The sequence below is a fragment of the Rhodanobacter sp. UC4452_H20 genome (genome assembly GCF_052978205.1).
The window spans coordinates 739,543-761,072 of record NZ_CM129662.1 but is presented as its reverse complement, the minus strand read 5'-3'; the positions used below and the strand labels follow the sequence as shown (position 1 = coordinate 761,072).

Below are 21,530 nucleotides of genomic sequence, written 5' to 3'. Positions count from 1 at the left end.
CAAGGACCCACGCGTGACCAGCGGCGGCGACTGCGGCAGGCCAGGCGCGCTTGCCCGCGCGAGCCACCGCGCAACCAAGCTGAACCGTCGCCGTGCCTTCCGCCGCGCAGGACGCCAACACGATTGACCGCCTGTCGCACCGCTCCGATCATGCGCGGATGCCCACACCATGCCGCTTCCTCCTGCTCGCCCTGCTCGCCTGCGGCAGCCTCGCCGTGCACGCCCAGCAAGGCGACGCCGCGCCGGCATCGGCGGCGAGCGCCGCCACGCCGGCGCAGTCGCTGGAGCAGTTGGACGATCGCCTCGATGCACTCAAGGCAGCACTGAAGGACAAGCAAGCCGCCAGCTCGCTCGGCGACCTGCGCAACGACGCGCTGGCGGTGCAGGACCAGGCGCGGCAACTGGCCAGCGACCTGGCGCCCCAGCTGGCCGCGCTGCAGGCGCAGCTCGACGTGTTGGGCCCGCCGCCGGCCAAGGGCGCGGCGCCGGAAGCGCCGCAGGTCGCGGCCCAGCGGCGGCAACTGGACAAGGCCGGCGCCGCGCTGGATGCACGGATCAAGCAGGCGCAGCTGCTGGGCCAGAACGCGCTGCAACTGGCCGCGCAGATCACCGGCATGCGCAACGACGCGTTCCAGGCGCGGCTGGCCTCGCGCACGGCATCGCCGTTCGGCCGCGCATTCTGGAGCGAGCCGGCGCGCAGTTTTCCCGATGACCTGGCACGGCTGGACCGCCTCGGCGGTCGCGTGGCCGATGCCTGGAGCGAGGCGTGGGAAGCGCCGAACCGCACGCCACTGCTGCTGTGCCTGATTGGCGCGTTGCTGTGGCTTGGCGTGGGCCGCTGGCTGCTCGACCGGCTGCTGTTGCGCCTGGCCACGCGCCACGTGCCGGACGGCCATCTGCGCCGCAGCGCGATGGCGGTGGCGGTCGCGCTCACCGCGCTGCTCACCACCGGCATCGCCGCCCAGCTGGCGTACCTGGGCCTGAACTGGAACGACATCCTCGCACCGGACCTCGACGCGCTGGCGCGCTCGGCGGTACGGCTGGTGCTGTTTGCGGCGTTTGTCACCGGGCTGGGCCGCGCGCTGCTCTCCGTGCGCCGGCCGAGCTGGCGCCTGCCGCCGCTGTCCGACCTGGCTGCGCAGCGCCTGCGCATGCTTCCCTGGCTGCTCGGCGCCGCCGCGTTGCTGTTCGGCCTGGTCGAGCGCATCAGCCGCACGATCGGCTCCAGCTTGCCGACCACGGTGGCCACGCGCGGCGCGGTGGCGCTGGTGGTCAGCGGTCTCATCGCGGCGGGCTGGTGGCGTTTGCGTGGGGCGCGGCGGCAGGCGGCGGCCGAGGGCGTGGTCGAACATCAGCCGTTGTGGGTCGGCGCGCTCGGTGCCGGCGCAGTGCTGGGCGTGCTGGTGAGCTGGCTGGGCGTGGCCACCGGTTACATCGCGCTCGCGTTCTTCGCCGCGGTGCAGATGCTGTGGGTCGGCGTGGTGGTGGCCAGCGCGTGGCTGCTCGGCCACCTGTTGAACGACCTGATCCACGTGGCGCTGTCGCCGCACGAACGCGGCGGCCAGCGGCTGCAGGCATCCTTCCAGCTGGCGCCGCATGCGCTGGACCAGGCCGCCACCCTGCTCGCCGGCATCGCCAAGGTGCTGCTGACCCTGCTGGCCATCGCCATCGTGCTGACCCCGTTCGGCGCCGGCCCGGGCGACCTGCTGGCCAGCGCCCTACGCACCTTCGGCAACCTGAAACTGGGCGATCTGCCGATCAATCCCGGCAACATTTTCCGGGCGGTGCTGGTGCTGGTGGGCGGCGGCGTGCTGCTGCACATGCTCAAGCGCTGGCTGCGCGAGCAGTTGCTGCCCAAGTCGACGATGGAACCGGGCATGCAGGATTCCATCGTCACCCTGCTCGGCTACCTCGGCGGCCTGCTGGTGCTGGTGCTGACCCTGGCCGCGCTGCACGTCAACCTGACCAGCATCACCTGGATCGTCAGCGCGCTGTCGGTGGGCATCGGCTTCGGCCTGCAGGCGATCGTGCAGAACTTCATCTCCGGCCTGATCCTGCTGGTGGAACGGCCGGTGAAGGTGGGCGACTGGGTCAGCCTCAACGAGGTCGAGGGCGACATCCGCCGGATCAACGTGCGCGCCACGGAGATCCAGTTGTGGGACCGATCCACCGTGATCGTGCCGAACTCGCAGCTGATCACCGAGAACGTGCGCAACGTGACCCAGGCCAACGCGCTGGGCCGCGTGCAGATCAAGCTGCCGATGCCGCTGGACACCGACGCCGACAAGGTACGGGCACTGGCGCTGGAGGTGCTCGGCGCACACCCGGGCACACTGGCCGCGCCGGCGCCCTACGTGCAACTGGAGGGCCTCGATGCCGGCTCGATGACCTTCAACTGCGTGGCCTACGTCGGCAGCCCGCGTGACACCGGCGGCGTCAAGAGCGACCTGCTGTTCGAACTGCTGCAGCGCCTGCGCCGCGCGCGACTGCCGCTGGTGCGCGCGCAACTGGTGCGCACCCTGCCACCGCTGGCCGAGGAAGACGAACAGACGGGCTGAGCCGGCACGCCAGACCGCCGCGTATCCACGGAGACGAGCCGATGGGATTCCAGTACTACCTGCCCGGACCACCGCTGGACAAGCTGATCGCGAAAGTGTGGGACTGGGACATGCCGCCCGCGGCGCATCGCCACGAGCGCGTGCTGCCGCAACCCGGGGCGCAGCTCATCATCAACCTGCACGAGGACGAAACCCGTGTCTACACCGATGACGCGGCGCGGCGGTGTATCCGCTCGTCCGCCTGCGTGCTTGGCGGCCCCACCCTGCGCAGCGAGATCATCGACACCGCCGAACAGATCCGCGTGATGGGCGTGGTGTTCCGCCCGGGAGGCGCCCACGCGCTGACCGGCGAGGACGCCACCACCCTGATCGGACGGGATGTCGACCTGGGTGACTTGTTCGGGCCGGCCGCCGCGCTGCTGCGCGAGCAACTGCTGGAAACCCCCGCACCACGGGGCCGCCTGCGCCTGCTGACCCGGTGGCTGGTGCGACGCCTGCACAGCACCGCCTTGCATCCCGCCATCGCCTACGCGCTGGATCGGTTGGCCGACCCGCCGCAGGTGCAACGCATCGCGCCGCTGGTACGCGAGGCAGGCTTGTCCGAGCGCCGCTTCGGCATGCTGTTCCAGCACCAGGTGGGCATGCGTCCCAAGCACTACACGCGGCTGCTGCGCTTTCGCGCGGTGGTGGATCATGCGGCAGCGCAGTCGGCGGTGAACTGGAGCCAGGTGGCGGCCGATGGCGGCTATTTCGACCAGGCCCATTTGACCCACGAGTTCCGCCAGTTCGCCGGCGTCACGCCGACCGCATTCATGGCTGCGCGCGGTCCCTACTCCAACCACCTGCCGCTCGATTGAGCGACGGAAATCTACAAGACCGCCACGCCTCGCGGGGATAGTCTGGCCCGCGTCCCTGAGGACCGCGACGTCGTTTCGCGCCGGCGCAATGACGACACCACCCACCTTGCGAGAATCCACCACGGAGATAACCCATGGAACAGTCCGGCGGCAGCACCATCATCCCCTGCCTGCGCTACCGCGATCCCCACGCGGCCATCGACTGGCTCTGCCAGGCCTTCGGTTTCGAACGGCACGCGGTTTACGAAAACGACGCCGGCGAGGTCGAGCACGCGCAACTGGCCTACGGCCGCGGCATGGTCATGCTGGGCGGCGTGCGCGACAACGAGTTCGGCCGGCACATCGCGCAGCCCGACGAGATCGGCGGCCGCGAAACGCAGTGTGCCTGCGTGACCGTGACCGACTGCAAGGCCCACTACGAGCGGGCAAAGGCAGCCGGCGCGGTGATCGTCGACGACTACGCCGAGAAGGACTACGGCGGCGCCGGCTACAGCTGCCACGACCCGGAAGGCCACCTCTGGTACATCGGCAGCTACGACCCGTGGCAGCCGGAATGAACCGAAAACGCGCGGGCGGCGGGCGGTGCCCGCCCCACGGCGCGATGAGGATCAGGGCGTGACGACGGGCTTCAGCCTGGAGTCCGGCCGCGCGATCGCATACATCGCCCAGCTGATCTGCTTGAGCAGGCCGTGGTGGTCCTCGCCGATCCAGTACAGGTTGCCGTGGGTGCGATCAGGCAGGAAGCGGAACTCCGTCTTCGCTCCCAGGCCATCGAGCACGGCCTTCAGCTTGTGCGCGGAACCGTCGAGATAGAACGTGTCGGCCGTGCCCACGTAAAGATGGATCTTGCCGTCCAGGTCGGGCTTCAGCTGCGGCCATTGCTGCTGCAGGCGGTGCGCGATGTCGTAGTGATCACGCCAGTACGCCACCACCGCCGGGTCGACGGCGCCGGTGTCGCGATCGAACATCGGCACGGGCCGGCCATCCTCACCGCGCGGCGAGAATACCCACTCGAACGACGCCAGCTGGCCGCCGTAGCTGCCCAGCACGCGTTCGAGTTTCGCGAACTGCTCGAAGGTGCCCAGCACCTTGTCGTGGTTGCGCACCAGCGGGTAGGCCGAGCCGTCGGGCCGGCGGTAGACGTTGGCGTGCGGCGCGTAAAGATCCACGCCGGTGAAATCGTGAAAGTCACTCGGGTCGGGCGAGGTCGACCAGGTGCCTCCGAACAGCTTCGGGTAGCGCGTCTGCAGCCACAGCGTGGCCCAGCCGCCGGAGGAGTGGCCGTTGAGGAAGCGGCCGTTGGCATCGCCATCCATGCGGTAGTGCGCTTCGAGATGCGGGATCAGCTCGGTGGTCAGCGCCAGTCCCCACGGGCCGTTGTTGACCGAGTCGGCAAACTCGTGGGTGCCGGTGGGGCTGGACTCGTCGAGGAACACCCAGATCATCGGCGGCATCTGCTGCTTCGCCATCGCGGTGTAGACGGTGACGACCGGGCCGATCACGCGCTCGTTGTTGCCGCCGAAACCCTGCGTGTAATAGACGGTCGGGTAACGCGCGGCAGCCGCGGCGTCGTAGCCGGGCGGGGTCAGCACCCAACCGCGCATGTGGATCGGCCGGCCCCAGAACGCACTCAGCGACGGACTGGTGAAATCGACCAGGTGCGCGTGCGGACGAGCGGCGGCCACGCTTTCGCGCATCGCCGGCGGGGCCGAATCCGGCACGGCCCAGGGATCGCCGTCCGTCGGCAACGCTTTCGCCAGGACCAGTTCCGGCACGCCGGTCGCCGGCAGATGCAGCCTGACCACGTCGCTGACCAGATCGCCGGCACCACGCCCGGTGTAGTTGTAGTCATGGTTCACGTCGAGCACGGCCTGCACCAGGTAATCGCCCGGCGGCAGCTGCGACCACTCCGCGGGATACGCCATGCGGTTGGTGTCGATGTCGATCGCCTGCCCCGGCGCCCAGTGGTCCACCTCGCGCGCGGCCACGCTGGTCACCGTGCCGCTGAACGGATCGGCGTCGACCGACTCGACCACGCTGCTCTTGCCCTTGGACTCCGCTTCGGCCGCCGCCTGCGCCGCCTTGGCATCGACCGCGAACAGCAGCAGCCGGCCCGAAGTCGCTTGCGTGCTGGCCGCACCCAGTTCGACGCGGATGTAGCGATGTTCCAGCGCCTTGTCGCTGCGTGCCTGGGCAACGCCGACGAGCAAGCCGAAAGCCAGCAAAATCGCCCCGGCGTGACGACGATGATTCATGTCCCTTCCCCTTCGGCGTGGACGCCGCGAACGGCGCCGTGATGGATCACTTGCCTGCTGACGCCCCGGTGGCAGCCTCCACCGGCACCAGTCGCAGGTCCTGGAAATCGAAACTGAAATCGGTCAGCGGCGAGATCGGCTGCATGCGCACTTCACGGATCTTGCCGTCCATGTCCAGCGCGAAATCGACGAAGGCATCGGCGTCCAGCGAGCGGTCATCCCAGCGCACGGTGAAGCTGTCGTGTTGCCACGGCGTCAGCGTGCCGACCAGCTGTTCGGTCTTGCCGAAGCGCATGCGCAGCTTGCCGCGCTCCTGGCTGATGATGACGTCGCCGTACCACGGGTCGCGATACGTGCCGGCGTAGTCGGCCAGCGGCAGCGAGGGTTTGCTGCGCTTGTCGCGCGCCTGCTCGTGCTTCGCCACGCTGTCGTCGGCCTTGGCCTGGGCGTGCTGCACGGCCTTCTGGTACACGGCCACCCAGTCGGTCTTGTGCGAGGGGTTGAGGTAGGCATCGAGCACGCGATACGTCACCGCGTTGAATGCGGCGCCGGACTGCTGGTTGGTCAGCACGACCACGCCCAGCTTGAGTGAAGGCACCATCGTCACCCGGGACACGAAGCCGGGCCAGCCACCGGTATGCCAGACCAGCTTGCGGCCCTGGTATTGGCCGAGGAACCAGCCTTCGCCATAGCCGTAGTAGTCCGGCGTCAGCGGCTCCAGCTCGGGGATCGACGCCTTCCTGATCGGTATCGGCGTCAGCATCGACCACATCTCGTGGTGGCTCTTCTCGGAGAACACCCGCCGCGGCTTGCCGTCGGCGCCCACGGTCGGCAAGGCGCCGCCGGCCAGTTGCACGTTCATCCACTTGGCCAGGTCATGCACGCTGGAGTAGATGCCGCCAGCACCCGGATCATTGAGCCAGGCCATCGGCGGCACCGGCTTGATGTCCTTGAACTCGTACGGGGCATGACCGGCAGCCACGTCCATGCCGGGCTTCAGGTAAGTCATGTCGATCAGCGACTCCTCCATGCCCACCGGCTTGAACAGGTGCTCGCGCACGTAGTCGGCATAGCTCTGGCCGGAAGTCTGTTCGATCACCAGGGTGGCCACCGCGAACAGGATGTTGTCGTAGGCGTAGTGGCTGCGGAAACCGTTCTTCAGCGGCACCTTGGCCAACCGCTCGACCACTTCCCTGGTGGTGTACGAGGACGGCGGCCAGTACAGCAGATCACCCGCGCCCAGACTCAGGCCACTGCGGTGCGCCAGCAGGTCGCGAATGCGCATCTCGTGCGTCACGTACGGATCGGACATGCGGAACCAGGGCAGGTGGTCGATCACGCGGTCGTCCATGTCCAGCTTGCCCGCGTCGGCCAGCTGCTGCAGCGCCGCGGCAGTGAAGGCCTTGGTGTTGGAGGCGATCGCGAACAGCGTGTGCGCGTCGACCGGGTCCGGCTTGCCCAGCTCCTTCACGCCGAAGCCGCGCTCCATCACCACCTTGCCGTTCTTGACGATGGCCACCGCGATGCCGGGCACCTCGAAGGTCTTCAGCGTATCCGCCATGTAGGCGTCGAAATCCTGCAGCTGCGCCGGCAGCAGCGGCTGCACGATGTCGCCGGTCGATACCGGCGGCGGCAGCTGCTGCGTGGCCGGAGCCTGCGCCAGCGCCGACGCGCCGAGGACCAGCAAGGCATGGCCGGCCAACAGCCGGAACGACAGCGCACGCACGGACCCGAATCGCTGGACCATCGAAGTTCTCCCCCAGGGCGACGACCCGCGCACTATCGCGAGAAATCGCCCGCAAGGCCAGCCCGGCATCCAACTCGACGCCGGCCGCGCAAGCCGCGATCATGCGCGGATCGGCAAGCGAAACGAGGATCGCAATGAACACGCTGGCGGAATGGATTGCGCTGCACTCCCTGCTGCTGTGGGCGCTGCTGTTGCTGCTGGCCTTGCTGGCCGGCGACCTGGCCTGGCGGCACAACGCGCGCTGGCAGCGGCGCGCTGCGCTGCTGGGCCAGGCGCCGACGATGCTGCGCTGGCGCACGGGCCTGCTGCTGTGCATGGTGCTGGGGTTGTTCTTCGGCGGCCTCGCGCTGGCGATTTCCGGCCAGCCGACGACCGGCCTGGACGGCTTCGACGCCAGCCTCGCCGCCAGCCTCCGTGCCCATGTGCCGGTGCCGGCGCTGCGCGTGATCGCCGCCATCACCCATCTGGGCGACACCTTGTGGGTCGCCAGCGCGGCGGCCGTGGTGTTGCTCATCCTGCTGCTGCGCCGCCAGTGGACGCTGGCGGCGAGCTGGAGCGTGGCCCTGCTCGGCATCCTGCCGATCAACGGCGGGCTGAAGGCGCTGTTCCGCCGTGCCCGCCCGCTGCACGACCACGGTTTCATCGTCGAGCCGGGCTGGAGTTTCCCCAGCGGGCACGCGTTCGGCGCGATGGTGTTCTACGGCATGCTGGCCTACGTGCTGCTGCGGCTGACGCCGCGCTTCCATCGCGCGGTCATCGCCGGCGCCGTGCTGATGGTCGGGGTGATCGGCGTCAGCCGGATCCTGCTGCAGGTGCATTACCTCAGTGACGTGATGGCCGGTTATGCCATCGGCGCGGCGTGGCTGGTGCTGTGCATGGGCACCTCCGAATGGCTGCGCCACCAGCCCGGCGGGGCCACGCCATGAACAAGCACGGCACGATCCGCGTCGGCATCGGCGGCTGGACCTACGCACCGTGGCGCAACAACTTCTACCCGACGAAACTCGTGCAACGGCGCGAGCTGGAATACGCCAGCCGCCAGCTGCGCGCGATCGAGATCAACGGCACCTTCTACGGCGCGCAGAAACCGGCCACGTACGCGAAGTGGGCGGCGGAAACGCCGGACGGTTTCGTCTTCTCGCTGAAGGCGCCGCGCTACATCACCGAAGGCAAGCGGCTGGCCGACACCGGCAAGGGCATCGGCGGATTCATCCACGGCGGCCTCGTCGAGATGGGCGACCGGCTGGGGCCGATCCTGTGGCAGCTGCCGCCGTCGCGACGGTTCGATGCCGACGACGTGGCGGCCTTCCTGGACGCCCTGCCGCGCGAATTGAACGGGCACCCTCTGCGCCACGTGCTGGAAGTGCGCCACCCCAGCTTCGCCTGCGCGCCGTACGTGGAACTGGCCCGCGCACGAGGCGTGCCCACCGTGTTCACCGACTCGACCGAGTACCCGTCGCTGGCCGATCTCACCGGCGACTTCGCTTATGCGCGCTTGATGCGCAGCGTCGACGGCATCCCGACCGGCTACGCCCCCGACGCGCTCGACCTCTGGGCCACGCGTGCACAAGCCTGGGCTGCCGGCGAGGACATCGCCGACCTTCCGCACGCGGCCGCCGTGCAGCCACGAGGCAAGCCGCGCGACGTGTTCGTGTTCTTCATCAGCGCCGCCAAGCACCGCAACCCGGCCGCCGCGATGGCGCTGCAATCACGCGTGGATTCGACCTCGTAGGGCGGGCACTGCCCGCCGCTTTCCGTCACGGGCCAAGGGCCGGCGGGCAGTGCCCGCCCTACACCGGCCGGTAGTGATCCACTTCGCGATAGCGCCTCGCGTACAGCCCGAACGCCAGCGCAGCGAGCAAGGCGAAAGCGGCGAAGAAGAACATCTGGAACGCCGTGACGCTGAGCCCGCTGTGGGCGATCGAACCGATCACGCTTTCGTTGCGCACCGCCGCGTTGGCCAGCAGCACCCACAGGTTGCCGACCGTGGTGGTGAGATTCCAGAAACTCATCACCACGCCCTTCATCGAGGCCGGCGCCTGGCTGTAGGCGAACTCCAGACCAGTCGCGGAGACCAGCACCTCGCCGAAGGTGAGCAGCGCGTACGGCAATACCTGCCACACGATCGACAGCGGATCGCCGCCGTCGATCACCACCTGCAGGCCGCCCACCACGATCCAGGCCAGGCCGCTGAACGCGATGCCGGCGGTCATCCGGCGCAGCGCGGTGGGCTCGTAGCCGAGCCGGCGCAACAGCGGGTACAGCACCAGGTTGTTGAACGGGATCAGCAGCATCACCAGCAACGGGTTCAGCGCCTGCATCTGCGCCGGCCGGAACCAGGACGGCATCGTCATCTCGCCACCCTGGATCACCCAGGTCGAGGCCTTCTGGTCGAACAGCGAGAAGAACGGCGTGGTCAGCGCGAAGATCACCAGCACGCGCAGCACGTTGCGTGCGCCATCGACCGCAGCGTCCGGATGCGCGCCCCGTGCGCGATCCATCTGCAGCCAGGCGCCGCCGCCCACGCCGCCGATCAGCACCACCAGCGCGATGCATGCGGCGATCACGAAGCCGAGCGACGGCACCAGCGCGAACGACGCCAGCGCCACCACCACCGCGACCACCGCCAGCCACAAGCCCGGCCGCGTCTGACCCGGCCGCTGCGTCAGCAGCGCGGTACGGACCACCCGCGAAAACGCGTGCTGGTCCGGCGGCCCCGGCGGCACCATCACGTACTGCTTGCGGCCCAGCCAGAACACCACGGTGGCGACGAACATCAGGCCCCCGGGAATGCCGAACGCCACCGCCGCGCCGAAGTGGTGCAGGAACAGCGGCATCAGCAGCGAGGCGAAGAACGAGCCGAAGTTGATGATCCAGTAGAACGCGTCGAACACCATCTTCGCCAGGTGCTTGTTCGACTGGTCGAACTGGTCGCCCACGAACGACGCCACCAGCGGCTTGATGCCGCCCGCGCCCAGCGCGATCAGGCCCAGTCCCGCGAAAAAGCCCAGCCGGTTGTCCTCGAAGATCGCCAGGCAGGCGTGACCGGCGCAGTAGATGAGGCTCATCCACAGCACGGTGTTGTACTTGCCGAAGAAACGGTCGCTGATCCAGCCGCCCAACAGCGGGAAGAAATACACGCCGATCACGAAGGTGTGGAACACGTCCTTCGCCGCCAGCATGCGCTGGCCCTCGGGCAGGTACAGCAGCAAGCTCGTGATCAGGAACGGAGTGAGGATGTTGCGCATCCCGTAGAACGAGAAACGCTCGCAACCCTCGTTGCCGATGATGTAGGCGATCTGGCGCGGCAAGCGGCCGCGATCATGGTCGGAGGTGGTGCTCATCCGGGCTCCGGAAGTCGGGTGGGCAGCGCACGCGCTGTATCGAGGCGAAGGCGGAGTGTGCGTAATTTCCTTCGATGAAGGAAGCCTGCAGCCCCGTTCGGCCCTGCTAAGCTCGCCTCGCCACCGCCTGCCGCGAGAACCATGCGCCGTCTTCGACCGCTGCTGTTGCTGCTGATCGCCATCGTCGCCGTGCTGCTGTGGCAGCGCCACGGCGAAGCGCCGGGCGCGCCTGCCGGCCCCGCCGGCAACCCTGTCGCCACGCGCGTGGCACCGGCGGACGACGCGATGGCATCGCTGCCGCCGCAGGCGCGCGCGATGGTGCAGCGGATCGCCGCCGGCGGTCCGTTCGAGCACCGCCAGGACGGCGCCGTGTTCGGCAACTACGAAGGCTTGCTGCCCAAGGAGCCACGCGGCTACTACCACGAGTACACGGTCGAGACGCCCGGCGCGCGCAACCGCGGCGCGCGGCGCATCGTCACCGGCGGCACGCCGCCGGAAGTCTGGTACTACACCGACGATCACTACCGCAGCTTCCGTCGCTTCGAGGTGGCGCGATGAGCGCGGACCGTTTCGACCTGGACCTGACCCGGCCCGCGCTGAGCGGCGTGTATTTCGTCGGCGTCGACGATCTCGATCGGCTGGCCCGCATCGCGGCGCGTGACGATTTGCACGTGTGTCGCACCGACCTTGCCGGCTGCCACGACAAGGATGAACTGCTGCACCGCCTGGCGGTGTCGTTGCAGCTGCCGGCCAGCTTCGGTCACAACTGGGACGCGCTGGCCGACTGCTTGCGCGATCTCGGCTGGCTGCCGGCGTGGGGCCACGTGCTGTTGTTCGAGCACGTCGACGACTTGCGCGCGACGGCCAGCCGCGACTACGAGATCCTGCTCGGCGTGCTGGACGACGCCGCCACCTTCGGCGCAGAGCACGACCATCCCTGGTTCGCCTTCCTGGCGCTGCCCGACAGCGCGTTCGAGCACGCCCATCCTTCCGCCTGAGCGCGGACCATCCCTCCCCACGGCAAGACCATGCAGACCATCGAATTTGAACTGGAAGGCGGCTACGTCGAACTCAACATGCTGCTGAAGCTGGTCGGACTGTGCGACAGCGGCGGCGCCGGCAAGGCGATCGTGGCGAGCGGCGCGGTGAAGGTCGACGGCACCGTGGAACTGCGCAAGACCTGCAAGATCCGCGCAGGCCAGTTCGTCACCCTCGACGACGTGGAGATTCACGTGCTGGCCGACCCGCTGGGCGACGAAGACGGCCGCCCGCCGGCCGGCGGACACCGCTGAATCAGGCGCGCGGCAAGCCTTGCAGGCGATCGCCGAGCGCTTCTATCGCGGAAGCTGGCAGCAGGAATTCACCTTCCATCACCTCGCGCAGCTCGGCCACGTCGCGCAGTTGCCGGCGCTCCGGCTCCTGGCCATCGCGGCGGATGGTGAACTCGTAATCGAGCAGGCCCAACCGTCGATCCGCGGTGGTGCGGCCGAGCAAGAGATGGCTGACGAAGCGCGAGGCCGGGTGGCTCGACACGTAATGATTGGCCACCACGTAATCGACCATCGGCACCGCGCGCAGATCAAACCGGTACAGCGTGCGCCACTGGCCATGCGCCAGCGACTGCATGCGCCACTCGCCATCGCGTTCCAGCAACCGGAAGGGCTCGTGCGCGGTGGCCTGCCGGATATCCGGCTGCAGCCGCAGCGCGCCGGTGAGCACGTGGCCGCCGAAGCCGACATCCGCCAGCCAGCTCTCGCCCTCCAGCTCGACGCGCAACAGCATGTGGCTCTGCGGGGTTTGCGTATCCTCCGGATGACCCCACAGCACGCGGGCGATCAGGCCGCTCACCTCGAAGCCGATCTCGCGCAGCATCGCTTCGAACAGCAAGTTCTGCTCGAAGCAGTAGCCGCCACGGCCCTCGTCGACCAGCTTGCGCTGCAACGCCGCCAGATCGAGATCAACCGGCCGGGCCATCAGCGGATCGAGGTTGGCGAACGGGATCGTGGCCACGTGCGCGATGGCCAGCCCGCGCAGGGTCGGCAGATCCACCCCGACCGGGCCGGACCAGCCCACGCGGCGCAGGTAGGCGTCCAGATTGACGGCGTCAGGCATGCAACCCTCCAGCGAATTCGCCGCCCATGGTAGCGCCGCACCGTCGCGAGGTAACCGCCGCCCTCCCGTCGACGAATGATGGGTTGAGTGCGTCCGCACGCCATCGTCAGCGAGGTTGCCCATGATCCGTCCACGCCGCCTGTTTCCGTTTGCCGCCGCGCTCCTGCTCGCCGGCCTCGCGGCCTGCCAGCCCGCCGCGGCTGCTCATGAAGGCGTGCGCCTGCCCTCGCCCGTCGTCGATGCGGCGCCTTCCACCGCGCACGACGAGGTGGCCGTGCTCGCCGGCGGCTGCTTCTGGGGCATCGAGGCGGTATTCGAGCACGTGAAGGGCGTGCGCAAGGTCACCGCCGGCTATTCCGGCGGGACCGCCAGCACCGCCCACTACGATGAGGTCAGCGGCGGCGACACCGGCCACGCCGAGTCGGTGCAGGTCGAGTTCGACCCGTCCCGGGTCAGCTACGGCACGCTGCTGCAGGTGTTCTTCTCGGTCGCGCTGAACCCCACCGAGCTCAACCGGCAAGGACCGGATCGCGGCACCCAGTACCGCTCGGTAATTTTCTACGGCAACGACGAGCAGAAGAAGATCGCCACCGACTACATCGCCCAGCTGACGGCGGCCCATGCGTTCGCCGCGCCGATCGTCACCCAGGTGGTTCCGCTCACGGCGTTCTACCCGGCCGAGGCCTATCACCAGCACTATTACGACCTGCACCCGCGCAACCCGTACATCGTGATCAACGATGCGCCCAAGGTGGCCCACCTGCAGCGGCTGTTCCCCGAGCTCTACCAGGCCGCTTTGTAGGGGCGCGCTCGTGCGCGATGCTCTTCGTGACGCAACGAAAAGGCATCGCGCCCAAGGGCGCTCCTGCGACAGGGGTCGCCTTGCGTGTGACGGCACGACCCCCATGTCGGAAGCTTCGCGCACCGTCCGCGCCTTCCGGCGACCTCCAACGTGCCACCCCACGCCACTTCTCCCGAGCCACCGAAGGAACTCGCCCGAAGCTTCCTGGGTGTGTTCCGCTACAGCGGTCGTGCGCTGGAACTGGTCTGGAGCACCAGCCACGCGCTGACCGTCGCGCTGGCCGCGCTCACCCTGGTCGCCGGCCTGCTGCCGGCCGGCATCGCCTGGGTCGGTGCGCACATCGTGGACGCGGTGGTGGCCGCCAGCCGCCTCTGGGCCACAGACGGCCACGCGCCGCTGCGATCGGTCTTCGAATGGGTGGCGCTGGAAGGCATGCTGGTGGCGGCGCTGGCCGGCGCGCAACGCGGCCTGTCGCTGTGCCAGTCGCTGCTGCGCGCGCAGCTCGGCCAGCGCGTCAACGTGATGATCCTGGAAAAGGCGCTGACCCTGGAGCTGGCGCACTTCGAGGATTCGGAGTTCTACGACAAGCTCACGCGCGCCCGGCGCGAGGCATCGAGCCGGCCGTTGTCGCTGGTCACGCGCACGTTCGGGCTGGGCCAGAACGCGATCTCGCTGCTCAGCTACGGCAGCCTGCTGTTCCAGTTCTCGCCGTGGGCGGTGGCGGTGCTGCTGCTGGCCGGCCTGCCCTCATTCTTCGCCGAGACCAAGTTCTCCGGCGACGCGTTCCGCCTGTTCCGCTGGCGTTCGCCGGAAACGCGCATGCAGCTGTATCTGGAAACCGTGCTGGCGCGCGAGGACCACGCCAAGGAAGTGAAGCTGTTCGGCTTGGGCCCGCTGCTGCTGCAACGCTACCGCGACATCTTCCACACCCTGTACCGCGCCGACCGCGACCTTGCCGTGCGTCGCGACAGCTGGGGTTTCGTGCTGGGCCTGCTGGGCACGCTGGCGCTGTACGGCGCCTATGCGTGGATTGCCGCCAGCACCGTGATGGCACGCATCACCCTGGGCCAGATGACGATGTACCTGGCGCTGTTCCGCCAGGGCCAGTCGGCGGTGTCGGCGATGCTGTCGGCGATCGGCGGCATGTACGAGGACAACCTCTACCTCTCCACCCTGTACGAATACCTGGAAACCCCGGTGCCGCCGGCCACCGGCATGGCACAGCGCGGCGCGCGGCCCGAGGACGGCATCCGCTTCGAGCAGGTCAGCTTCACCTACCCCGGCGCCGGCGAGCCGGCGCTGCGCGACATCGACCTGCACATCCGCCCAGGCGAATCGCTGGCCCTGGTCGGCCAGAACGGCTCGGGCAAGACCACCCTGATCAAGCTGCTCACGCGCCTGTACACGCCCGACAGCGGCCGCATCCTGCTCGACGGCACCGACCTGCGCGAGTGGGACGAGGGCGTGCTGCTGCAGCGCATCGGCGTGATCTTCCAGGATTTCGCGCGCTACCAGATGCGCGTGGGCGAGAACGTCGGCGCCGGCGACGTCACCCACTTCGACGACGAGGCGCGCTGGCGCGAGGCCAGCGACAAGGGCATGGCCAGCGACTTCATCGACAGCCTGCCGGCCGGCTTCGATACGCAGCTGGGCAAGTGGTTCAACGACGGGCGGGAACTCTCCGGCGGCCAGTGGCAGAAGATCGCCCTGGCCCGCGCCTTCATGCGCTCACGCGCCGACATCCTGGTGCTGGACGAACCCACCGCCGCGATGGATGCGCAAGCCGAAGCCACCATCTTCGAACACTTCCGCGAACTTTCCGGCGGCCGCATCGCGATCCTGATCTCGCACCGCTTTTCCACCGTGCGCATGGCCGACCAGATCATCGTGATCCAGGACGGCCGCATCGTCGAACGCGGCAACCACGAGCAGCTGATGGCCGAGGACGGGCATTACGCACACCTGTTCTCGTTGCAGGCGCAGGGGTATCGGTGAAGCCGTGATGACCACAGCAACAATTCAGTCGTAATAACCGGGCGCGAACACCAGCACGCTTTCCGGCGGCAGCTTCGGATCATTCACCGCGTGCGGTGCGTAAAGGCTTATCCCCAGCGCCAGGGAAATCGCCCCGTCGACCTCGCGCTCAAGCTGCGGATCCTTGGACTTGAGGTATTTCACAGCTTGCTCGAAACCCATGCCCAGCAAGTTGATCCCGTAGAGCTCCGGCGCTGCAGGCGAGGCCAGCTCGATCGCCTCCAGACGCCCGGTCTTGTCGTAGTTGGCGAACAGTCCCGCACCGGCGAAATAGTCACACGGATGCGCAGCGCCCGGGGTGCGCATGAACGACTTGAAGCCCGCGCCCAACGCCGCCCGTACCCCTGACACGCCTGTCCCGAACGGAATGCCTTTGATTCCCTTGCCTGGAGCGATGTCGTATTTCACTTCAAGGCCCCTTCTTGTCCGTGTACTTCAGCATCTGATCGATGGCCTCATTGTACTTGTCGCCAAACTTCGCGCGCACGTCGTCCACATCCATCTTCTGGGCCTCGCCGAACTTTCCCTGCTCGAGAAGTTCCGCCTGTCGCTTTCGATACGCGCGCGCTTCCCGAGAGTTGCCCCAACTCCCTGTCATGCGGTGATCGTCAATCTTCATCGCAATGGCAGGGCCTTGATTCGTGGGAAGAGGACTGACCGAATCGGCAGGCATGTGGTGCGACTCGTAACCCGGCAACCCCTTGACGTCGCCGTGCGCCCCACCCCTCTGGACAATCGGCTCCTTCTCCACGGCGGTGCTCTTCACGGCAGCCGTAGAAGGCTTTGCCGCGGGTGAACGCCTCGGTGCAGGCTTGCTGCTTCCGCCTTGAGGGGATTTGCTTGATTCGCCGAACCCAACGATTGGCTCTTCACTCGAACGCAGCCGCGGATCGGCTTTGAGCTTCGACTCATTTCGCAACAACCATTCGCCGAACTTGCGCCCCAAACGACCATGGCTGGCCTTTTCGGCGAGTTCCCGCATGCTGCCACGCCCCTTGCTGACGTAGGCGACAATCGCCATCAGCAACAGGACGAACATGGCCACGTGACCGCGGGCAAGCAGGCTGGCCGCGTGCCGGATGGCAAAGGCGTTGATGTGCGGTTGCCCCTGGGGCAAGGGTGGCGGAGCAGCGGCCAGCCACGCTTCGCGAATGCCGCTCCAATAGGTGCGTCCGATGGCTGGCAGGCCTTCCACGACGAATTCGGCCAACGCCTTCAGGCCCAGCGCGGCGAGCATCCATTCGCCCGCTTCCGCGCCCAGCGCCGCGCCCGCCACCGCACCCGGCGCGGCGCCAGCCCCGAAACCGCCGAAGAATCCCGCGACGCCACCGAGCAGTGCGCCGATGCCGGTGGTGGCGACCATGATCGCCAGGCATTCGGCCAGCAGGCGGGCGATCTCCCGGGCAACCGCGGCGACGTCCAGATCATGAAAGTCGCGCTCGATCTGTTCGGCAGCCTGCTGGGCCGATTGCGTCAATGCCTCCTTGAGGCAGCGACTGCGCGCCGCCAGCAGGATGGCATCGCCTTTTGCCGCAGAAACGCGGCGGGCAGCCCAGCGTTCCAGCTCGATCCATGCACCCTGCAGTCCCGTCATCTTCCCTGATCCCCGGTCGACAAATCTCCATCGAAGCCACAGGATAACGTGCACCCACGCCTGTCAGCGTGACACACATCATCCTTGTGCGATGCCGCGAACGACTGGCCCGCGAACTCGGCGCTCGGATCCAGGCGCTGTTCGGCCTGGTGCCGTCAAAGGGGCCGTCCAGATGCCTTCCGTGCCGCCAGCCCGAGCCTGTCCGGCTTGACCGTCGCCACCCGCGCGCCCCATGCTTTGCCGTCTTTTCTCCATCGAAACACCCACATGAGCAGTCGCTACAACGCCGCCGACATCGAAGTCCTCTCCGGCCTGGACCCGGTCAAGCGCCGGCCGGGCATGTACACCGACACCACCCGGCCGAACCATCTGGTGCAGGAGGTGGTGGACAACTCGGTGGACGAGGCGCTGGCCGGCCACGCCAGTGCGATTGAGGTGGTCTTGCACGGCGACGGTTCGGTGTCGGTGAGCGACGACGGCCGCGGCATGCCGGTGGACATCCATCCCGAGGAAGGCGTGTCGGGCGTCGAGCTGATCATGACGCGACTGCATGCGGGCGGTAAGTTCAGCGGCAAGAACTACAGCTTTTCCGGCGGCCTGCACGGCGTGGGCGTGTCGGTGGTCAACGCCTTGTCCGATCGCGTCGAGGTGACGATCCGCCGCGACGGCTCGGAATACGCGATGGCGTTCGAGCATGGCGACAAGGTCAGCCCGCTGGAAGTGATCGGCAGCGTGCCGAAGAAGCGCAGCGGCACGACGCTGCATTTCTGGCCGGAGGCGAAGTATTTCGATTCGCCGAAGATCTCGCTGGGCAAGCTCAAGCATTTGCTGCGCGCCAAGGCGGTGTTGTGCGCCGGCCTCAACATGAAGCTGACCGACGAGGCCAGCGGCGAAGTCATCGAGTGGCGTTACGAGGACGGTTTGCGCGACTACCTGCGCGGCGAACTGGATGGCAACGAGCTGCTGCCGACCGAGCTGTTCGTGCACCAGATGGCGCGCGACGCCGAAGGCATGGAGGTCGCGCTGGCCTGGCTGCCCGAGGGCGAACTGGTCCAGGAAAGCTACGTCAACCTGATCCCCACCATGCAGGGCGGCACCCACGTCAACGGCCTGCGCAGTGGCCTGACCACCGCGATCCGCGAGTTCTGCGACATCCGCAACCTGCTGCCGCGCGGCGTGAAGCTGGCGCCGGAGGATGTGTGGGAGCGCATCGCGTTCGTGCTGTCCGCGCGCCTGCAGGACCCGCAGTTCGCCGGCCAGACGAAGGAGCGGCTGTCCTCGCGTCATGCCGCCGGGTTGATCGAGAACGTCATCCACGACGCCTTCAGCCTGTGGCTGAACCAGAACGTGGACATGGGCGAGCGCATCGCCCAGTTGGCGATCGAGCGCGCCAGCGCACGGCTGAAGGCGGCCAAGCAGATCGTGCGCAAGAAGATCACCCAGGGTCCGCAACTGCCCGGCAAGCTGGCCGACTGTACCGCCACCGACCTCACCCGCACGGAGCTGTTCCTGGTCGAGGGCGATTCGGCCGGCGGCAGCGCCAAGCAGGCACGCGACAAGGAGTTCCAGGCAATCCTGCCGCTGCGCGGCAAGATCCTCAACACGTGGGAAGTCGAATCCACCTCGGTGCTGGCCTCCGAAGAAGTGCACAACCTCGCCGTGGCGATCGGCTGCGATCCGGGCAAGGACGACTTGAGCGGCCTGCGCTACGGCAAGGTGATCATCCTCGCCGACGCCGACTCCGACGGCCTGCACATCGCCACCCTGCTCTCGGCCCTGTTCCTGCGGCATTTCCCGCGACTGGTCAGCGAAGGCCACGTGTTCGTGGCGATGCCGCCGCTGTTCCGTGTCGACGTGGGCAAGCAGGTGTTCTATTGCCTCGACGAGGGCGAGAAGGAAGCGATGCTGCAGCGGATCGAGCGCGAGAAGATCAAGGGCGCAGTCAGCACCACCCGCTTCAAGGGCCTGGGCGAGATGAATCCGCCGCAGTTGCGCGAATCCACCATCCACCCGGACACCCGCCGCCTGGTGCAGCTGACCGTCGACGACGATGCCGGCACGGCGAAGATGATGGACATGCTGCTGGCCAAGAAGCGCGCCGGCGACCGCAAGGCGTGGCTCGAAGAGAAAGGCGACCTGGCCACGCTCGAGGTGTAATCGTCCGCGTCCTGGCGAGCCCGTGCTTCGCATGGATTTCACTTCACTGAATCGCACGCCGACACCTTGCATCCACTGGAGCGCATGTCGCGTATCTACAGGTGCTTCCAATCCGCGAAGCGGAAACCCCTGGAGAACTTTCATGAAGACCCATTCCCGCGTGCGCGCCCTCACTCTTGGTCTTTCGATGGCACTGGCCACCGCCGCCTTCGCCCCGATGGCGATGGCCGGCCAGATGGATTCGATGAGCATGCAGAAGACCGTGATGGTCGGCGGTGCCGCGATGTACCCGACGAAGAACATCGTCGAGAACGCGATCAACTCGAAAGATCACACCACCCTGGTCGCCGCGGTGAAAGCCGCCGGCCTCGTCGACACGCTCGAAGGCCCCGGACCGTTCACCGTTTTTGCGCCCACCAACGAGGCATTCGCCGCACTGCCCGCGGGTACGGTAGACAACCTGCTCAAGCCGGAGAACAAGGCCACGCTGACCAAGATCCTCACCTACCATGTGGTGCCGGGCAAATATACCGCGCACGACCTTGCCAAGCTGGCGAAGGCGCATGGTGGCAAGGCGGTGCTGAAGACGGTCGAGGGCGATTCGATCACCGTGGCGAAGCACGACGGCAAGTGGACGGTGACCGATGACAAGGGCAATGTCGCCCACATCACGATTGCCGACGTGACCCAGTCCAACGGCGAGATCTTCGTGATCGACAAGGTCCTGATGCCGTAACGGCAAAACCTTCAACCGCTCGCAGCAGCTGCCCGGGAATGCCCGGGCGGCTTTTTTTGTGGGAATGGCGGCGCTATCGTGCGAACTGGCTTTTCCCGAGCAAATGCACATGGCCCTGCTGCCGCCACTGAATCTCGAGCACTGGATCGACGAGCACCGCCACCTGCTGAAGCCGCCGGTGGGCAACAAGTGCATCGTCGACGGCGACTTCATCATCATGATCGTGGGCGGGCCGAACGCGCGCACCGACTACCACTACGACGAAGGCCCCGAGTTCTTCTACCAGCTCGAGGGCGAGATCACGCTGAAGGTGCAGGACGACGGCGTGGCCCGCGACATCCCGCTGCGCGCCGGCGAGATCTTCTACCTGCCCGCGCGCGTGCCGCACTCGCCCAACCGCGCCGCCGGCTCGATCGGACTGGTGATCGAGCGCCGCCGCCTGCCCGGCGAAAAAGACGGCCTGATGTGGTTCTGCGAGCAATGCAACCACAAGCTCTACGAGGAGTATTTCACCCTCGCCAGCATCGAGCAGGACTTCCCGCCGGTATTCGAGCGCTTCTACCGCTCGACCGACGCACGCACCTGCAGCGAATGCGGCCACGTCCATCCCGCACCAGGAAAATACGCGTAGGGCGGGCACCGCCCGCCGCTCTGCGCAAGGTACATCGAAAACCGGCGGGCAGTGCCCGCCCTACGCCAGCCACTTGCGCGCCATCCGCCGCAACGACGTGTCGAGTGTCTCGTCAGCGGCCACCTCGTTCACCGGTCGCCATGCCAGCGCGTGCGATTCGGCGTTGACCACGAACGACTCGTCGGCACTCGCGCGCACCACGTAGCGCAAGTCGTAGTGCCAGTGCTCCGGCTCGTCCGCGCGGGCGGGAATGCGATGTCGGTCGACATCGAAAATGCCGCCATCGACATGAAGGCCGGCCAGGCCGGTTTCCTCTTCCGCCTCGCGCAGGGCGACACGCGCAAGATCCGTATCGCCATCGGCATGCCCGCCCGGCTGCAGCCAGCGATCGAGCTTGCGGTGATGCATCAGCAGCACGCGCTCGCCATCGGCGCTGACCAGCCAGGCCGAGCCGGTGAAATGGGCCACCGGGTTGCCGCGCTCGAAAGCATCCGCGTGTGTCTGCGCGAAATCCTCGAACTGCGCGACGACGTCGGCGTCACCCTGCCATTGGTCACGGTAGCGACGAAGGGCCTGGATGAGACTGCTTGCGGACTCGCCCATGGGCACCTGCACGCGTGAAAGAAAGTGGGCGCGGCATGTTTCGCCGCAACATGGACGAAGCTTGTACAACCTTCGTCGCATGGGATATGTTGGCCCGCCA

The 21,530-nt window shown here is 67.6% G+C and carries 20 protein-coding genes; 13 read left to right on the top strand and 7 right to left on the bottom strand.

From position 1 onward, the window contains the following. The first annotated feature begins 158 nt into the window (after nt 1-158). From ACVCMC_RS03695 to ACVCMC_RS03685, 3 genes are all read left to right on the top strand, one after another. On the top strand, nt 159-2,558 hold the full coding sequence (locus ACVCMC_RS03695) for a DUF3772 domain-containing protein (RefSeq protein ID WP_395118941.1): 2,400 nt from the start codon (nt 159-161) through the stop codon (nt 2,556-2,558). Nucleotides 2,559-2,599: 41 nt separating this feature from the next. Then, nucleotides 2,600-3,415 (top strand): helix-turn-helix domain-containing protein, encoded by an 816-nt coding sequence (locus tag ACVCMC_RS03690; protein ID WP_447098728.1) that lies wholly within the window; start codon nt 2,600-2,602, stop codon nt 3,413-3,415. A 134-nt stretch (nt 3,416-3,549) separates the two neighbouring features. Next, complete coding sequence (locus ACVCMC_RS03685) at nt 3,550-3,972, top strand: VOC family protein (RefSeq protein WP_447098727.1); 423 nt, start codon at nt 3,550-3,552, stop codon at nt 3,970-3,972. A gap of 51 nt (nt 3,973-4,023) precedes the next feature. Here the strand turns inward: ACVCMC_RS03685 and ACVCMC_RS03680 are convergent, their stop codons facing one another. Both ACVCMC_RS03680 and ACVCMC_RS03675 read right to left on the bottom strand, forming a co-directional pair. Continuing rightward, nucleotides 4,024-5,670, bottom strand: coding sequence for an alpha/beta hydrolase (locus tag ACVCMC_RS03680; RefSeq protein WP_447098726.1), 1,647 nt, complete (start codon nt 5,668-5,670; stop codon nt 4,024-4,026). A 46-nt stretch (nt 5,671-5,716) separates the two neighbouring features. Beyond that, complete coding sequence (locus ACVCMC_RS03675; RefSeq protein WP_447098725.1) at nt 5,717-7,417, bottom strand: serine hydrolase; 1,701 nt, start codon at nt 7,415-7,417, stop codon at nt 5,717-5,719. Nucleotides 7,418-7,551: 134 nt separating this feature from the next. On the opposite strand from ACVCMC_RS03675, the gene ACVCMC_RS03670 reads away from it, so the two are divergent. Further along, complete coding sequence (locus ACVCMC_RS03670) at nt 7,552-8,343, top strand: phosphatase PAP2 family protein (protein ID WP_447098724.1); 792 nt, start codon at nt 7,552-7,554, stop codon at nt 8,341-8,343. Then, on the top strand, nt 8,340-9,149 hold the full coding sequence (locus tag ACVCMC_RS03665) for a DUF72 domain-containing protein (RefSeq protein ID WP_447098723.1): 810 nt from the start codon (nt 8,340-8,342) through the stop codon (nt 9,147-9,149). Before ACVCMC_RS03670 ends, ACVCMC_RS03665 begins: the two co-directional genes overlap by 4 nt. Before the next feature lie 58 nt (nt 9,150-9,207). On the opposite strand, the gene ACVCMC_RS03660 is transcribed toward ACVCMC_RS03665, so the two are convergent. Further along, nucleotides 9,208-10,761, bottom strand: coding sequence for a POT-type proton-dependent oligopeptide transporter (locus tag ACVCMC_RS03660; RefSeq protein WP_447098722.1), 1,554 nt, complete (start codon nt 10,759-10,761; stop codon nt 9,208-9,210). Nucleotides 10,762-10,902: 141 nt separating this feature from the next. Between ACVCMC_RS03660 and ACVCMC_RS03655 the strand changes: the two genes are divergently transcribed. The 3 genes from ACVCMC_RS03655 to ACVCMC_RS03645 are packed head-to-tail and all read left to right on the top strand — an operon-like array spanning nt 10,903 to nt 12,053. Then, entirely contained in the window at nt 10,903-11,319 is a 417-nt protein-coding gene (locus ACVCMC_RS03655; protein ID WP_447098721.1) for a ribonuclease domain-containing protein, read from the top strand. Continuing rightward, on the top strand, nt 11,316-11,759 hold the full coding sequence (locus ACVCMC_RS03650) for a barstar family protein (RefSeq protein WP_395118961.1): 444 nt from the start codon (nt 11,316-11,318) through the stop codon (nt 11,757-11,759). Before ACVCMC_RS03655 ends, ACVCMC_RS03650 begins: the two co-directional genes overlap by 4 nt. A 30-nt stretch (nt 11,760-11,789) precedes the next feature. Then, complete coding sequence (locus ACVCMC_RS03645; protein WP_447098720.1) at nt 11,790-12,053, top strand: RNA-binding S4 domain-containing protein; 264 nt, start codon at nt 11,790-11,792, stop codon at nt 12,051-12,053. Between the two features lies 1 nt (nt 12,054). On the opposite strand, the gene ACVCMC_RS03640 is transcribed toward ACVCMC_RS03645, so the two are convergent. Continuing rightward, entirely contained in the window at nt 12,055-12,873 is an 819-nt protein-coding gene (locus ACVCMC_RS03640) for an arylamine N-acetyltransferase family protein (protein ID WP_447098719.1), read from the bottom strand. Between the two features lie 121 nt (nt 12,874-12,994). Here ACVCMC_RS03640 and msrA point away from each other — a divergent pair, with 121 nt between their 5' ends. Together msrA and ACVCMC_RS03630 are read left to right on the top strand one after the other, a co-directional pair. Further along, nucleotides 12,995-13,675: a peptide-methionine (S)-S-oxide reductase MsrA gene (msrA, locus tag ACVCMC_RS03635; protein WP_447098718.1), complete on the top strand. Its 681-nt coding sequence runs from the start codon at nt 12,995-12,997 to the stop codon at nt 13,673-13,675. A 150-nt stretch (nt 13,676-13,825) separates the two neighbouring features. Continuing rightward, on the top strand, nt 13,826-15,670 hold the full coding sequence (locus tag ACVCMC_RS03630; protein WP_447098717.1) for an ABC transporter ATP-binding protein: 1,845 nt from the start codon (nt 13,826-13,828) through the stop codon (nt 15,668-15,670). A gap of 24 nt (nt 15,671-15,694) precedes the next feature. On the opposite strand, the gene ACVCMC_RS03625 is transcribed toward ACVCMC_RS03630, so the two are convergent. Together ACVCMC_RS03625 and ACVCMC_RS03620 are read right to left on the bottom strand one after the other, a co-directional pair. Then, nucleotides 15,695-16,117 carry a hypothetical protein gene (locus ACVCMC_RS03625; RefSeq protein WP_447098716.1) on the bottom strand — a complete coding sequence of 141 codons (423 nt, stop codon included), beginning with the start codon at nt 16,115-16,117 and terminating at the stop codon, nt 15,695-15,697. Nucleotide 16,118: 1 nt separating this feature from the next. Next, nucleotides 16,119-17,303 carry a DUF6861 domain-containing protein gene (locus ACVCMC_RS03620; protein WP_447098715.1) on the bottom strand — a complete coding sequence of 395 codons (1,185 nt, stop codon included), beginning with the start codon at nt 17,301-17,303 and terminating at the stop codon, nt 16,119-16,121. A gap of 267 nt (nt 17,304-17,570) precedes the next feature. Here ACVCMC_RS03620 and parE point away from each other — a divergent pair, with 267 nt between their 5' ends. The 3 genes from parE (at nt 17,571) to ACVCMC_RS03605 (ending at nt 20,827) form a co-directional block, all read left to right on the top strand. Then, a complete protein-coding gene (gene parE / locus ACVCMC_RS03615) occupies nt 17,571-19,460 on the top strand; it encodes a DNA topoisomerase IV subunit B (protein ID WP_447098714.1) in 1,890 nt (629 codons plus the stop codon). 142 nt (nt 19,461-19,602) lie between these two features. Beyond that, nucleotides 19,603-20,196 carry a fasciclin domain-containing protein gene (locus tag ACVCMC_RS03610; RefSeq protein ID WP_447098713.1) on the top strand — a complete coding sequence of 198 codons (594 nt, stop codon included), beginning with the start codon at nt 19,603-19,605 and terminating at the stop codon, nt 20,194-20,196. Nucleotides 20,197-20,305: 109 nt separating this feature from the next. Beyond that, nucleotides 20,306-20,827, top strand: a complete 522-nt coding sequence (locus ACVCMC_RS03605) for a 3-hydroxyanthranilate 3,4-dioxygenase (protein WP_447098712.1) — start codon at nt 20,306-20,308, stop codon at nt 20,825-20,827. A 60-nt stretch (nt 20,828-20,887) separates the two neighbouring features. Here the strand turns inward: ACVCMC_RS03605 and ACVCMC_RS03600 are convergent, their stop codons facing one another. Further along, nucleotides 20,888-21,430, bottom strand: a complete 543-nt coding sequence (locus ACVCMC_RS03600) for an NUDIX hydrolase (RefSeq protein ID WP_447098711.1) — start codon at nt 21,428-21,430, stop codon at nt 20,888-20,890. Nucleotides 21,431-21,530: the final 100 nt, after the last annotated feature.

Bases quoted from the DNA above. Each gene is read 5' to 3' on its own strand.
- ACVCMC_RS03670 (WP_447098724.1), top strand. From the start codon at position 7,552: ATGAACACGCTGGCGGAATGGATTGCGCTGCACTCCCTGCTGCTGTGG.
- ACVCMC_RS03680 (WP_447098726.1), bottom strand. From the start codon at position 5,670: ATGAATCATCGTCGTCACGCCGGGGCGATTTTGCTGGCTTTCGGCTTG.
- ACVCMC_RS03605 (WP_447098712.1), top strand. From the start codon at position 20,306: ATGGCCCTGCTGCCGCCACTGAATCTCGAGCACTGGATCGACGAGCAC.
- ACVCMC_RS03665 (WP_447098723.1), top strand. From the start codon at position 8,340: ATGAACAAGCACGGCACGATCCGCGTCGGCATCGGCGGCTGGACCTAC.
- ACVCMC_RS03620 (WP_447098715.1), bottom strand. From the start codon at position 17,303: ATGACGGGACTGCAGGGTGCATGGATCGAGCTGGAACGCTGGGCTGCC.
- parE (WP_447098714.1), top strand. From the start codon at position 17,571: ATGAGCAGTCGCTACAACGCCGCCGACATCGAAGTCCTCTCCGGCCTG.
- ACVCMC_RS03640 (WP_447098719.1), bottom strand. From the start codon at position 12,873: ATGCCTGACGCCGTCAATCTGGACGCCTACCTGCGCCGCGTGGGCTGG.
- ACVCMC_RS03600 (WP_447098711.1), bottom strand. From the start codon at position 21,430: ATGGGCGAGTCCGCAAGCAGTCTCATCCAGGCCCTTCGTCGCTACCGT.
- ACVCMC_RS03675 (WP_447098725.1), bottom strand. From the start codon at position 7,417: ATGGTCCAGCGATTCGGGTCCGTGCGTGCGCTGTCGTTCCGGCTGTTG.
- ACVCMC_RS03685 (WP_447098727.1), top strand. From the start codon at position 3,550: ATGGAACAGTCCGGCGGCAGCACCATCATCCCCTGCCTGCGCTACCGC.
- ACVCMC_RS03655 (WP_447098721.1), top strand. From the start codon at position 10,903: ATGCGCCGTCTTCGACCGCTGCTGTTGCTGCTGATCGCCATCGTCGCC.
- ACVCMC_RS03650 (WP_395118961.1), top strand. From the start codon at position 11,316: ATGAGCGCGGACCGTTTCGACCTGGACCTGACCCGGCCCGCGCTGAGC.
- ACVCMC_RS03695 (WP_395118941.1), top strand. From the start codon at position 159: ATGCCCACACCATGCCGCTTCCTCCTGCTCGCCCTGCTCGCCTGCGGC.
- msrA (WP_447098718.1), top strand. From the start codon at position 12,995: ATGATCCGTCCACGCCGCCTGTTTCCGTTTGCCGCCGCGCTCCTGCTC.
- ACVCMC_RS03645 (WP_447098720.1), top strand. From the start codon at position 11,790: ATGCAGACCATCGAATTTGAACTGGAAGGCGGCTACGTCGAACTCAAC.
- ACVCMC_RS03690 (WP_447098728.1), top strand. From the start codon at position 2,600: ATGGGATTCCAGTACTACCTGCCCGGACCACCGCTGGACAAGCTGATC.
- ACVCMC_RS03610 (WP_447098713.1), top strand. From the start codon at position 19,603: ATGAAGACCCATTCCCGCGTGCGCGCCCTCACTCTTGGTCTTTCGATG.
- ACVCMC_RS03660 (WP_447098722.1), bottom strand. From the start codon at position 10,761: ATGAGCACCACCTCCGACCATGATCGCGGCCGCTTGCCGCGCCAGATC.